The 12,049-nt window shown below is 72.4% G+C and carries 14 protein-coding genes and 2 tRNA genes; 11 read left to right on the top strand and 5 right to left on the bottom strand.

Annotation, left to right across the window (positions count from 1 at the left end):
• Positions 1-111: 111 nt before the first annotated feature.
• From ER308_RS05235 to ER308_RS05215, 5 genes are all read left to right on the top strand, one after another.
• Entirely contained in the window at positions 112-894 is a 783-nt protein-coding gene (locus ER308_RS05235; protein WP_131154002.1) for a fumarylacetoacetate hydrolase family protein, read from the top strand.
• A gap of 76 nt (positions 895-970) precedes the next feature.
• On the top strand, positions 971-2,524 hold the full coding sequence (locus tag ER308_RS05230) for a glutamate--tRNA ligase (RefSeq protein WP_131154001.1): 1,554 nt from the start codon (positions 971-973) through the stop codon (positions 2,522-2,524).
• 196 nt (positions 2,525-2,720) lie between these two features.
• Positions 2,721-2,792, top strand: a tRNA-Gln gene (locus tag ER308_RS05225).
• A 90-nt stretch (positions 2,793-2,882) separates the two neighbouring features.
• Positions 2,883-2,958 (top strand) — tRNA-Glu (locus ER308_RS05220).
• Between the two features lie 218 nt (positions 2,959-3,176).
• A complete protein-coding gene (locus tag ER308_RS05215; RefSeq protein ID WP_131154000.1) occupies positions 3,177-3,359 on the top strand; it encodes a hypothetical protein in 183 nt (60 codons plus the stop codon).
• 129 nt (positions 3,360-3,488) lie between these two features.
• Here the strand turns inward: ER308_RS05215 and ER308_RS05210 are convergent, their stop codons facing one another.
• On the bottom strand, positions 3,489-3,983 hold the full coding sequence (locus ER308_RS05210) for a universal stress protein (RefSeq protein WP_131153999.1): 495 nt from the start codon (positions 3,981-3,983) through the stop codon (positions 3,489-3,491).
• A 203-nt stretch (positions 3,984-4,186) separates the two neighbouring features.
• On the opposite strand from ER308_RS05210, the gene ER308_RS05205 reads away from it, so the two are divergent.
• The gene (locus tag ER308_RS05205) at positions 4,187-5,092 is read left to right on the top strand and encodes a GNAT family N-acetyltransferase (protein WP_131153998.1); all 906 of its coding nucleotides are present in this window, start codon (positions 4,187-4,189) and stop codon (positions 5,090-5,092) included.
• A gap of 46 nt (positions 5,093-5,138) precedes the next feature.
• On the opposite strand, the gene ER308_RS05200 is transcribed toward ER308_RS05205, so the two are convergent.
• Positions 5,139-5,534, bottom strand: a complete 396-nt coding sequence (locus ER308_RS05200; RefSeq protein ID WP_131153997.1) for a hypothetical protein — start codon at positions 5,532-5,534, stop codon at positions 5,139-5,141.
• A 209-nt stretch (positions 5,535-5,743) separates the two neighbouring features.
• On the opposite strand from ER308_RS05200, the gene ER308_RS05195 reads away from it, so the two are divergent.
• A complete protein-coding gene (locus ER308_RS05195) occupies positions 5,744-6,568 on the top strand; it encodes a M55 family metallopeptidase (RefSeq protein WP_131153996.1) in 825 nt (274 codons plus the stop codon).
• Positions 6,569-6,923: 355 nt separating this feature from the next.
• On the opposite strand, the gene cofC is transcribed toward ER308_RS05195, so the two are convergent.
• Positions 6,924-7,532 carry a 2-phospho-L-lactate guanylyltransferase gene (gene cofC, locus ER308_RS05190; RefSeq protein WP_131153995.1) on the bottom strand — a complete coding sequence of 203 codons (609 nt, stop codon included), beginning with the start codon at positions 7,530-7,532 and terminating at the stop codon, positions 6,924-6,926.
• A gap of 86 nt (positions 7,533-7,618) precedes the next feature.
• On the opposite strand from cofC, the gene ER308_RS05185 reads away from it, so the two are divergent.
• Complete coding sequence (locus ER308_RS05185) at positions 7,619-8,773, top strand: D-alanine--D-alanine ligase family protein (protein WP_131153994.1); 1,155 nt, start codon at positions 7,619-7,621, stop codon at positions 8,771-8,773.
• Between the two features lie 59 nt (positions 8,774-8,832).
• Here the strand turns inward: ER308_RS05185 and ER308_RS05180 are convergent, their stop codons facing one another.
• Positions 8,833-9,066 carry an Lrp/AsnC ligand binding domain-containing protein gene (locus tag ER308_RS05180; RefSeq protein WP_131153993.1) on the bottom strand — a complete coding sequence of 78 codons (234 nt, stop codon included), beginning with the start codon at positions 9,064-9,066 and terminating at the stop codon, positions 8,833-8,835.
• Positions 9,067-9,225: 159 nt separating this feature from the next.
• Between ER308_RS05180 and ER308_RS05175 the strand changes: the two genes are divergently transcribed.
• Positions 9,226-9,888, top strand: a complete 663-nt coding sequence (locus ER308_RS05175; RefSeq protein ID WP_131153992.1) for a phosphoribosyltransferase — start codon at positions 9,226-9,228, stop codon at positions 9,886-9,888.
• Here the strand turns inward: ER308_RS05175 and ER308_RS05170 are convergent.
• Positions 9,885-10,094, bottom strand: a complete 210-nt coding sequence (locus ER308_RS05170) for a dodecin family protein (protein ID WP_131153991.1) — start codon at positions 10,092-10,094, stop codon at positions 9,885-9,887. The genes ER308_RS05175 and ER308_RS05170 overlap by 4 nt on opposite strands.
• 78 nt (positions 10,095-10,172) lie before the next feature.
• Here ER308_RS05170 and thiL point away from each other — a divergent pair, with 78 nt between their 5' ends.
• Together thiL and thiD are read left to right on the top strand one after the other, a co-directional pair.
• A complete protein-coding gene (gene thiL / locus ER308_RS05165; protein ID WP_131153990.1) occupies positions 10,173-11,255 on the top strand; it encodes a thiamine-phosphate kinase in 1,083 nt (360 codons plus the stop codon).
• A complete protein-coding gene (gene thiD / locus ER308_RS05160) occupies positions 11,252-12,043 on the top strand; it encodes a bifunctional hydroxymethylpyrimidine kinase/phosphomethylpyrimidine kinase (RefSeq protein ID WP_131153989.1) in 792 nt (263 codons plus the stop codon). The genes thiL and thiD overlap by 4 nt, the downstream gene beginning before the upstream one ends.
• The last annotated feature ends 6 nt before the right edge of the window (positions 12,044-12,049 follow it).

Below are 12,049 nucleotides of genomic sequence, written 5' to 3'. Positions count from 1 at the left end.
GTGCGGCTCCGCTGGTAGCGTCGCGCGGTGGGTGCGCGGTCGGGGTCGGGTCGCCGCAGGCTCCGGGGCGCACCCGAATGCTCTGGTGCTGGGAGCGAAGGAGGGGTTGGCATGCGCCTGGTCCGGGTCGCCCGACCGAGCGGGCCCGCGTTCGGGATCGTCACCGAACCGCCCGGCAAGGGCGAGCACGTCGCGCTGCTCGACGGGCACCCGTTCGACGAGGACCTCGCGGTGACCGACCAGCTCGCACCGATCGATCAGGTGCCCCTGCTCGCGCCGATCATTCCGTCGAAGGTCCTGTGCGTGGGCAAGAACTATCCCGAGCACGCGCGCGAGATGGGGACCGAGCCTCCCTCGGAACCGCTGATCTTCCTGAAGCCCGCGACCAGCGTCATCGGCCCCGGTGACACGATCCGCCTGCCGCAGCTCAGCGACGAGGTGCACCACGAGGCCGAGGTGGCGGCGGTCATCGGCCGGTTGACCCGCAAGGTGTCGGTCGAGGAGGCCGAGGGCGCGATCCTGGGCTACACGTGCGCGAACGACGTCACCGCGCGCGACCTCCAGCGCCGCGACGGCCAGTGGACCCGCGCGAAGGGATTCGACACGTTCTGTCCTCTGGGGCCGTGGATCACCAGCGAGGTGGACCCCGGTGCCGGCATCACCGTCCGCGCGCGGGTCGATGGCGAGGTGCGCCAGGAGGGGAGCACCGCCGACCTTATGTTCCCGATCCCCGAGCTCGTCGCGTACTGTTCGGCGTTCACGACGCTGCTGCCGGGCGACGTGATCCTCACCGGCACGCCGGCGGGGGTGGGTCCCATCACGGCGGGCCAGACCGTGGACGTGGAGGTCGCGGGGGTGGGGACCCTGTCGAATCCGGTGGAGGCCGACGTCTGAGCGGCCGCGTCCCCGACGGTCTCCCCCCGGCCGGTAGCCTGTCACCCGGCATCGCTCCGACCCGCGAGGAACCCACATGACCGCTCCACGCGTCCGTTTCGCGCCCGCGCCCAGCGGAACGATGCACGTCGGCAACGCTCGGACCGCGCTGTACAACTGGCTGCACGCCCGCGGCAACGACGGGACCTTCGTGTTGCGGGTCGAGGACACCGATGCGGAGCGCGCCACCGATGCGGCCTTCGCGGCGACCCTCGAAACCCTTCGATGGCTCGGTCTCGACTGGGACGAAGGCCCGGACGAGGGCGCGGGCGACACCGGTCCGTACGGGCCGTACCGCCAGAGCGCCCGCCGGCCGCTGCACGAGGCGGTCGCCGACGCGCTGGTCGCCGGCGGCCACGCCTACGAGGCCTTCGAGACCGCGGAGGAGCTCGAGGCAGAGCGCGAACGCGCGCAGGCCGAAGGCCGCACCCCCGGCTATCAGGGTGGGCACCGGGAGCTCACCCAGGAACAGAAGCAGGTGTTCCGCGCCGAGGGGCGCGAGCCGGTCATCCGGCTGCGCACCCCCGACAGCGGCGAGGTCACGTTCCACGACGTCGTCCGGGGCCCCGTGACGTTCCAGTGGAAGGACGTGCCCGACTTCGTGATCCTGCGTGCCGACCGCTCGCCCACCTACCCTCTCGCTGCGGGGGTGGACGACCTCGCGATGGGGATCACCTTCGTCGCGCGAGGGGAGGATCTGCTGGCCGCGACGCCTCGCCAGATGTTGCTCGCCGAAGCGCTTCTCGCTGACGAGGGCGGGACCTCGTTGCTCGCCGGCGTGCTCGCCGACACGGGCTTTCCCCCCAGACCGGACGTACCCCGCCCGACGTACGCGCACCTGCCGCTGCTCGTGGGCGAGGACCGCAAGCCGCTGTCGAAGCGGCACGGGTCGGTGGCAGTCGACGAGTTCCGGCGGCAGGGCTTCCTGCCGGAGGTGCTGTGCAACTTCCTGGCGCTCTGCGGGTGGAGCTACGACGCGACCACCGAGCGGTTCACCGTGCCCGAGCTCGTCGAGCGGTTCTCTTTCGACCGGGTCGGCAAGAACCCGGCGTTCTTCGACACCGACAAGCTTCGTGCCCTGAACGGTGACCGGATCAAGGAGCTCGACGGTGGGGAGCTCGCCGACCGGCTCGTCCCGTACCTTGCCGCCGAAGGGCTGATCGCCGAGCCCCCCACCCGCGAGGAGCGGCGCCTCCTCGGGGATCTCGTGCCCCTGCTGCAGGAGCGGATCCAGACGCTCGCCGAGGCGGCCCCGCTGATCGCCTTCTGCTTCGCCGACAGGGTGGAGTACGACGAGAAGGCGGTGGACAAGCACCTGCGCAAGGGACGCGCCGACGAGGTGCTCGAGGCCGCCGAGCGGAGCCTCGCCGAGGTCGAGCCGTGGGACGCGGACACGATCATGGCCTCACTCGACGGCGTCGCCGAACGGCTGGGGCTCGGGCGTGGCAAGACGTTCCAGCCGGTCCGCGTCGCGGTCGCCGGGACCCCGGTGAGCCCGCCGCTGCCCGAAACGCTGGCCGTGCTCGACCGAGCGCTCGTACTCGCTCGGATGCGAGAGGCACAGCGCCTGGCGGCCTCCCCCGCGGGCTGAGGGAGTCCCGAACCGTTCACCCCTCGTTGGTGGGGTACCGGGCGGCCTCGTCGCGGATCTCGGCCGGCCGCGCACCCGGTCAGCCCGGGCTCGCCGCGCCGGCCTCCCAGTGCTCCCCGTGAGCCGCTCGGATCCGGGGAACGGAGCCGAGCGTTTTGAGGGGGGACAGCCGCGACGCTATGCTCACGTGTGCCCTTCGGGGGTGGTGTAAACGGCAACACGACTGGTTCTGGTCCAGTTATTGGGGGTTCGAGTCCTCCCCCCCGAGCGAGCCGGACGCGGACGCTCTGGTTGCGGAAACGCGGCAGGACGCTACCGTGCCGGTGCCGGACACGATCCGGCGACAACTGATGTTCGTGCTCCCGTCGTCTAGCGGCCTAGGACGCCGCCCTCTCAAGGCGGTAACGCGGGTTCAAATCCCGTCGGGAGTACCATCGCGGGCGCCCCCGCCGAGTCCATCGGCGGGGGCACGCGCATGTCTGGCGATGTGGCCTCTTCTGGCCATGTGGCCGTTGCCCCAGGGTTTCGGGGCCGACTCCTCCGGCAATAACGGTGCATCGCCAACCATGTCGATTATGAAAATCGATGCCGTGTAGGGTGAAGCGTGGGCCGCCAACCGGCCTCTCCGCTGCCCGACGAGGGGAGGGCTCCCATGAGCCCCGAGAACGCGAACCAGGACCGACGGACCGTCGCCGAGCGGGCCATCGACGAAGCCTTCGACCGCGCCAAGCGTGGCCTGCCGCTCGACGACCACCAGACCCGGATCGTGCAGTTCCTGGGGAATGGATTCGGTTGCGCGCCGTGCTCCCACGCTGCGGGGCGCCCGGAGTCCTGACCATCGGGACGGTACTCCTGAGCGCTGGCTGATGCCCGGGACTGAGGCCCGGGACTGAGGCCCGGGACTGAGGCCTGGGACTGAGGCCTGGGACTGAGGCCTGGGACTGAGGCCCGGGGCGGTGGACCGCTACTCGCCGATGTCCCGCGAGGGCCGTACCACGAGCACGGGACACTCGGCCCACCGGACGCAGTGCTGGGCGACCGAGCCCAGCAACAGACCCTTGAAGCCGCCGAGGCCTCGGGTGCCGAGCACCAACAGGTCGGCTCGGCGAGTGTGATCGATGAGGACGCGCGCTGGACGCGGATCGGGGATCGGGGTGCGCTCGACCCGGACGTCCCGAGCCCCGACGTCACCGAGCATCTGGCGGATGAGATCGTCGGCGCGCTGGCGAGCCTCCGCCATGAGCCGGTCCCTGTCGGAGCGCTCGAACCCCGCCGCGGCCGTGGCCGTCAGCGCCGCGGGTACCGCGAGCGCGGTGTTCGGCTCGACCTGTCCATCCGGCGGCGGATACACGTACACCGCCGACAGCTTCGCGTCACGATCACGGGCTTCGTCGACCGCCCATGGCAGGGCCTCCCGCGAGCCGACCGATCCGTCCAACCCGACCACAACGGTCCCCATCGTGTCCTCCGCCCAACTCGCCGGGCCCGTTCCGTTTCCCGTGCCACTCTTCCCGGTGCCACTCTTCCCCGTGTCGCCGCGTCACGCTGTCCCGCGCCACGCTTCACCACGCCACCGAGCATAGTGCCCGCAGGGTCCGAATCCGGTACGAGAGTGTGGCTCCGACATTGACGGCCCGGTCCCTCTGACGCCACCCTCGATCCATGGCCTCGGCCCCGCGAGACCCCCTCGGTCGGTCGTCGGCCCCCGAGGCACGCGTCCTGTCGCCGGAGATGATGGCGCGGGCCCGCGCTCGGGAGCCCTTCGACACGGTCCTGCGCAGCGACGAGCCCGTTCACGTTCGGCCGATCCGCCCCGATGACCGGGAGCGGTTGCGGGAAGGGCTCACCCAACTCTCTTCCCGTTCCCGTTACCTGCGGTTCCACACGGCGGTGTCCGACCTCACGGACGCCCAGCTCCGCTACCTCACCGAGGTCGACGGCCACGACCATTGCGCGTGGGTCGTGCTCCCGCTCGGCCCGAGCGAGCAGGGCACCCCGGGGATGGGGGTGGCCCGGTACGTGCGGCTCGCGAACGAGCCTGAGACGGCCGAAGCGGCGGTGACGGTCCTCGATCGTTTCCAGGGTCGCGGACTCGGGACGTTGCTGCTCGAGACGCTCGCCTGCGCGGCGGTCGAAGCCGGCATGGTCGCGTTCTGCAACTACGTCCTGGCGGAGAACACCGGGATCCGGGCGCTGCTGACATCGTTGGGTGCGGAGGAGGTCCAGGTCGAGGGCGCAATCATCCGCATCGACCTGCCACTGCACGCCTACGGCGCGCCTCGCAGGGAACCGGGGGACGAGCCGCCCGAGGCCGCTGAGCCGCGCGAGGCCGCTGAGCCGGCGCCCAAGCGGGTGTTGCGGTCGGCCGCCGAGAACCGCCTTCCACCTTTGCCGATCACCTCACCCCCGTTCTGGCGTGCCAGCCCGGAGTCGCCGACCCCGGCCATGAAGTGGCGACGTCCGGTGGTTCCCGAACCCGACTTCGCCGGGCATGATCCTGAGCAGTCGGATCCCGAAGCCGGCGCCGACGAGTCGGGGCGGCCGGAGGCCGGAGACGAGCGGGCCTGAGCCGGGGCTGGGGCGGCCACCGGTCACCTCGGCAGGAGGGTCACGGTCACCTCGGCAGGAGGGCCATGCGGGCGCTGCGGCTCATCAGCGTGAGCAGCGCGGCGGCCGACAGCACGATGCCGATGACGCTGCCGAGGCCGCGGAAGGGGAACGCGGCGGCGAGCACAACCAGGGCGTGCAGGGCGGTCGCGAGCGCCCACCCCCAGGCCAGGCGGCGTACCAGGCCGACCAGTGCCACCGCCAGCAGTACGGCTGCGGCACCGAAGCCGGCCGCCGCCTCCGCGACGACCGCGCCGGTCGCCGGGCCGATCTCGGAGAGCACAGGGATCACCACCCCCGAGTGGGCGAGCGACATGAGCGCAGTGCCCACCGCCATGAGGCCGGTCAGCGCGACCGCGATGCGGACCGTGACGGGCGATGGCTGGGAATCCGCGGAGTCCATCGGCCCACGGTAGGTCAACTCGAGCGCCCACGGCTTGCGCCCGGCGGCCGGCGCGAGAGGATTGGTCCGATGCTGGCACGGTCGCCGGGGGTGTTGCGATGCGTACGCGTGACACGCGGCCCGAGCGGCTCGGCTGAGGCTCGCTGCCGGCCAACGTTACGCTGCGGCGTGGACCGTTCACGCCCTCGGACCGGGAGGAGTCGCTCATCATGCGCGTGCACGTCTCCATCGACATGGAAGGCGTGGCCGGCGTGGCCACGACCCGTCAGGTGCGGCGGGGCGAGGCCGACTACGAACCGGCGCGGGAGCTCATGACCGACGAGGCGAGCGCGGTCGTCTCCGGGGCGTTCGAGGGGGGTGCCGACGAGGTCGTCGTGACCGACGCGCACGGCGACATGTCGAACCTCCTCCCGGAGCGGCTCGACCCGCGCGCCGAGCTGGTGCTCGGCTCCCCCAAGGTCGATCTCGCCATGCTCGAAGGTCTCGACGAAGGCGCGAACGTGACGCTGTTCGTCGGATACCACGGCGGCACCGACCAGATGGGGGCGCTCGCGCACACCTACTCGGGGGCCAGCTTCGCCGCGGTCCGTCTCGACGGGGTCACCGTCACCGAGGCCGAGATCAACGCGCGCGTTGCGGGGTACCTGGGCGTCCCGGTCGGACTCGTCAGCGGCGATGACACGGTGTGTGATCGTGTCGCCGCGCGCCTGCCCGGGGTGCGCACCGTGTGCGTGAAGCGCAGCCATGCCAGCCAGGTGGTCACCAGCCTGCATCCCGACGTTGCACGGGGGCGCTTGCGGGAGGCCTCCGCCGAGGTGGTCGCCGGAGTCGACCACCTGGCGCCGCCGGACCCCGGCGGTCCCACGGCGGTGGAGGTGGAGCTGAGCAGCCAGGGCGGGGCCGAGCTCTGCGCGCTCGTGCCCGGCGTCGAGCGGGTCGACGCGCGAACCGTGCGCTATGACGCGAGCGACGTGCTGGCGGCCTTCCGCTGCCTGCGCGCCTGGCTCTACCTCGCCGCTGCCGCCGCGCGCTGAGGCCTCCTCCGTCGAGGCGATGGTCCGCGCAGCCTGGTCGGTTCGGCATTCGCGTGCGGTTCGCCGGCCGTGCCGCGGGCCGCGCTGCTGTCGTGCGGCGTCCGCACGGTGAGGCGGGCTGCAGGTGTTGCGCTGGTTCGTCGCGAACGGTTCGACGCAAGATCTCGCACTGAAATGACGAGGTCGATCGAGTGCAAGGCGTTGGTCGCCGATCACGGCAATCGAGCGCGACATTTCGCGTCGGATCGACATACACATCCTTGTGCAACCGCTCAGCGCACGCTTCCTGACACCGCCCGGCGCGCGGAGGTGCCCGTCCGCACGGAAGCCCGCTCTGCCCCCGCGGACGAGCGCGTCAGAGCGCCGCGTCCGTCCCGTCGGCTCGGCGCAGGTCGTCGGGCGTATCCACGTCGAGGGCGAGGCCGGGCCGTTCGATCACCGTGAGGGGTACGCCTGCCTGGGCCGCCAAGCGCCGGTGCGCCGCCGCGGAGCCCGACCCGTACGCGGTTCCGATCACACCCGGGGGCTCGCGCAGCAGCGCGCCGGTGCCGCCGTCCTCGGTGGGGGCCACGACGACGCGTCGGCCGATGACGCCGGCGACGCACACCGCTTCGACATCGGCCGACGTCACCCATGGCAGGTCCCCGGCGACCACGATGCTGGCGGCATGGGCGGCAACGGTCGCGTCCGCGGTCTCCAGCGCGGCCGTGAGGCCCGGCCGTGGCTCCACCACCACGTCGGCTCCGTGGCGCCGCGCGACCTCGCCCACGGCCTCGTCGCCGGCGACGACCAACACCCGTTCCACCGGCCCGGCCTCCCGGCAGGCCTCGAGCACGCGCGCGGCGAGGCGGACGGCGAGCTCGCGCCGCGCAGCAGGCCCGAGGGCCCCGCGTAGCCGTGTCTTCGCGTCGCCCAGTGCCTTCAGCGGCACGATCGCCGCGACGGGCGGTATGTGGGGGTCCATCGTGAGGGCAGCCTACTGTCCACGTGGAAGGGGGTCGGGGTCTAGACTCCCTGCTGCACCGCTGCGCGCCGACCAAGGGGTCTCCCGTGGCTGATGGCACCGCCGAGCGGCTGCGCGTGCTGTTGCTCTTCGGGGGGCAGTCCTCCGAACACGGGGTTTCGTGCCTGTCGGCGGCGAACGTGCTGGAGGCACTCGATCCCGCCCGCTACGAGGTCACGACCGTCGGCATCACCCGCGACGGCCGCTGGACCCTGGTGGAGGACGTGCCGCGCACCCCGCTCGAGACGGACACCGACGACCCGGCTGCGGCGCTGCCGGAGGTCGGTGACGACGGTGACACGGTGGCTCTGGTGCGCACCCGCAAGGGCACCCAGCTCGTGCGTTTCCCGGAGCACGATGCGCCGGGCAGTGGGGCGAGCAGCCTCGGCCCGGTCGACGTCTGCTTCCCGGTGCTGCACGGTCCCCACGGCGAGGACGGCACCGTGCAGGGTCTCCTCGCGACCCAAGGGGTGCCCTACGTGGGTGCGGACGTCGCGTCGAGCGCCGTCGGAATCGACAAGCGACAGATGAAGAACGTCTTCACCGCCCGTGGACTGCCGCAGGCGCCCTACCGGCCGGTTCACCGAGCCCGGTGGGAGGAGGACCGCGACGGCGTCCTACGCGAGATCGAGGGGGCGCTGGCCTACCCGCTGTTCACCAAGCCCTCGCGACAGGGCTCGTCGATCGGCATCGCGAAGTGCCGGGACACGGGGGAGCTCGTGGCCGGGATCGAGGAGGCCTTCGGCTACGACCGGGTCGCGATCGTGGAGCAGGGAGTCGACGGGGCCCGGGAGCTCGAGTGCGCCCTGCTCGGCAACAACCGTGTCGAGGTGACGCCGCCGGGCGAGGTCCGGACCGCGCACGACTTCTACGACTTCGAGGGCAAGTACCTCGACGAGGGGCTCGAGCTGCAGTGCCCCGCCGCGGTGCCCGAGCCGATCCAGCGTGCCTGCCGGGAATTCGCCCGCGAGGCGTACCTCGCGATCGGTTGCCGCGGTATGGCCCGCGTCGACTTCTTCTACATCGAGGGGGCGACGGAGCCGGTGCTCGTGAACGAGATCAACACCATCCCTGGCTTCACGCCGGCGTCGATGTTCCCGTACGCGTGGTCCACGCAGGGTCTGGAAGCGCCCGCGCTGGTCGACCGATTGCTCGAGCTCGCGCTCGAGGCCGGCTCCCGAGATGCGCGCTACGCGCCGTGACCGGACCGCGCCGCCCCACGCGGGGTCTGATCACGACGGCAACACCGGCGCCCTGGAGGCTACAGGTGGACGACCGGGCAGGTCAGCGTGCGGTCGATGCCCTCGATCGCCTGGATCTGGGCCACGACCAGGCGGCCGAGTTGGTCGACGTCGCTGGCCTGGGCGCGGACGATCACGTCGTAGGGACCGGTCACGTCCTCCGCGGACTCGACGCCCTCGATCCGGCGGGCCGCCTCGGCGACCTCGGCGGCACGGCCCACCTCTGCGTGGATCAGGATGTAGGCGCTCACCATGTTCGGACCTTTCGATCGCACATCGCCCGGGTCGGAGGCCGGGCGACGGGGGTGCAGCATCGCGCGCCGGTTCGTCTGTCGGGTCCGGCGCATCGTACGCCCCGCCCCCACGCCTGGGACACCGCGAGCTGAGGGATGAAGCCATGACAGGAGCGGACCATGATCTTCACCGATAGGCGGGAGGCCGGGCGTCTTCTGGCCGATGCGTTGCGGGGTGAGCCGGCCGTGAGGGGGGCCGATCGCGTCGTGGTGCTCGCCGTGCCGCGTGGCGGGCTTCCGGTCGCCGTCGAGGTCGCGAGGGCGTTGGAGGCGCCGCTCGATGTGGCGGTGTCACGGTCGCTGCGGGCGCCGCACGACCCCGAGGTGTCGATCGGCTCGGTCGGCGCTGACGGCCACGTCGAGATCGACGACGCTGCCGTCGCCCGCCTCGGGCTGGTGGAGGAGAACCTCCGAGCCGAGATCGACGAGCGGCGCGACCTGGTCGCCCGGCGCCTCGCGCTCTACCGCGAGGTGCTGGAACCCCTCGATCCCACCGGTGCCGTGGCTGTTGTCGTGGACGACGGTGTGGCCTCGGGAGGCACGGCGACGCAGGCGTGCGGGCTGGCTCGACGAGCAGGGGCTGACACGGTGGTTCTGGCGGTGCCGGTCGCGTCCGCCACGGCCGTCCCTCGACTCGAGCAGGCAGCCGACCGCGTGGTCGTCCTGACCTCCCCGGCGGAGTTCCTGGCCGTCGGTCAGGCCTATCAGGAGTTCCCCCAGGTCGACGACGAGGCGGCACTGGCGGTCCTGGAGCAGGCTCCCGCCGACTCGGCGCGTGGTTAGCGGGTGGATTCCACCTCGAACGTGAGTCGGACCTGCGTCCGGTACTCGACGATCGCGTCGTCCCGTACGACCGCAGTGGTGCCGAGGATGTCGAGACGCTGGATGTTGCGCAGCGTCTTGGACGCTTCCTTGAGCGCCTCGTGCGCGGCCTCGCGCCAACCCACCTCGGAGACGCCCTCCAGCTCGATCGTGTTCAACACGGCCACTGCGGCCCTCCCTCGCTCGCTTCGCGGGCGAGGGCATCCTAGCTCCCGGCGTCACCCCGTCGGGAAGGCGGCGGTCACGTGACCGGTGCGTCGGGAGCCTCGCGGCCCGCTGCCGAGGATCCGGGAGCGCCGGGCGATCCCGCCGCGTCGCCGGTCGGGGAGTTCGAGCTGCTGGAACGGCTCGCCCCGCGGCTCGCGCCGGACGGGCCCGAGCTGCCCGTCGGCTACGGCGACGACGCGGCGGTCATCGATCTCGGGGGCGCCGCCGCCTGCGTGACGGTGGATGCCATCGTCGAGGGACGGCACTTCGTCTGGGAGCTCTCCACGCCCGACGACGTGGGGTGGAAGGCCGTCGCGGTGAACGTGAGCGACCTCGCGGCCATGGGCGCCGACCCCACCGCGGCGGTCGTCGCGCTCGGCCGCCCCGCGGACCTGGGCGCCTCGTCGGTCGAGGCCCTCTACGACGGGATGGCCGCGGCCGCGGCTCACTGGGGGCTCGACCTGGCGGGGGGTGACGTCGTGCGCACCGATCAGCTCGTCGTCGCCCTGACGCTGCTCGGGAGGATCGACCCGGCGCGAGCGGTGCGCCGCCGTGGGGCCCGGCCCGGCGACCGACTGGTCTGTGTCGGCTCGCTCGGCGCGGCGGCGGCGGGGCTCGAGCTCGGGATCGCTGGACACCGCACCCCGGAGCCACTGCTAGCCGCCCACCGTCGCCCTCGGGGTCTCGTGACGGCCGGCAGGGCGCTCGCCGACGCGGGCACGCACGCCATGATCGACATCTCGGACGGGCTCGGGGCCGACCTCGGCCACGTGGCGCACGCCTCCGGTGTCGCCATCGACGTCTGGGGGGCGTCCCTGCCGGTGCCCCCCGAGGTGTGGGAGGCTGCGGACGCCCTCGGGAAGGATCCGTGGTCCCTCGTGTGCGCGGGCGGGGAGGACTTCGCGCTCGTCGCGGCCGTCGCCCCCGACGACGCCGCGGAGGTCGCGCGACGCGCGGGCGCCGCAGAGGGAGTGCCGGCGGCGGTCGTGGGGGAGATCCTGGAGAGCGAGGGCGAGCCGAGGGTCACGCTGCACCTCGACGGCCAGCGGCGTGATCTCCGCCGGCTCGGGTACGACCACTACCGGGACGACGATCCCCGTGACCAGGGAGGGCCGACATGATCCCGCGAGCGCTCACGATCGCCGGCTCCGACTCCGGCGGAGGGGCCGGGATCCAGGCGGACCTCAAGACGTTCCACGAGCACGTGGTGTTCGGGATGAGCGCGATCACGGCGCTCACTGCACAGGACACGACGGGGGTGCACGAGGTGCACGCCGTGCCGCCGGCTTTCGTGCGTGCGCAGATCGACGCGGTCGCCTCCGACCTGGGGGTCGAGGCGGCCAAGACCGGGATGCTCGGGAGCGCGGCGGTGGTCGACGCCGTCGCGGACGGCATCGCGGCGCACGAGATCGCACCGCTCGTCGTGGATCCCGTCTGCGCGTCGAAGCACGGGGATCCGCTGCTGGACGACGACGCCATCGAGGGCTTGCGCCAGCGGATCCTGCCGCTCGCCGAGGTCGTCACCCCCAACGTCGGCGAGGTCGCCGTCCTGACCGGGGTCGAGGTTCGCGGCGTCGGCGACCTGTCGCGGGCGGCGGAGGCGGTGCTCGCCCTCGGACCGCGGTGGGCGCTCGTCAAGGGCGGGCACCTGCCCGACAACCCGCGGGCGATCGACCTCCTCACCGACGGCCGCACCTCGATCCACCTCGAGGCCGAGCGGCTCGACACTCAGGACACGCACGGGACCGGCTGCACGCTCGCCGCTGCGATCGCCGCGCGACGGGCCCGGGGGGAGTCGCTCGAGGACGCGGTGCACGGCGCGAAGGCGTTCGTCACGGGTGCCATCCGTCACGGGCTGCGGCTCGGGAAGGGCATCGGACCCGTCGATCACGCGTGGGCCCGCCGGTAGGCAAGG

Origin of the sequence: Egibacter rhizosphaerae (assembly GCF_004322855.1) — a bacterium.
Classification (GTDB): domain Bacteria; phylum Actinomycetota; class Nitriliruptoria; order Euzebyales; family Egibacteraceae; genus Egibacter; species Egibacter rhizosphaerae.
This window is presented reverse-complemented; position numbering and strand designations above follow the sequence as displayed.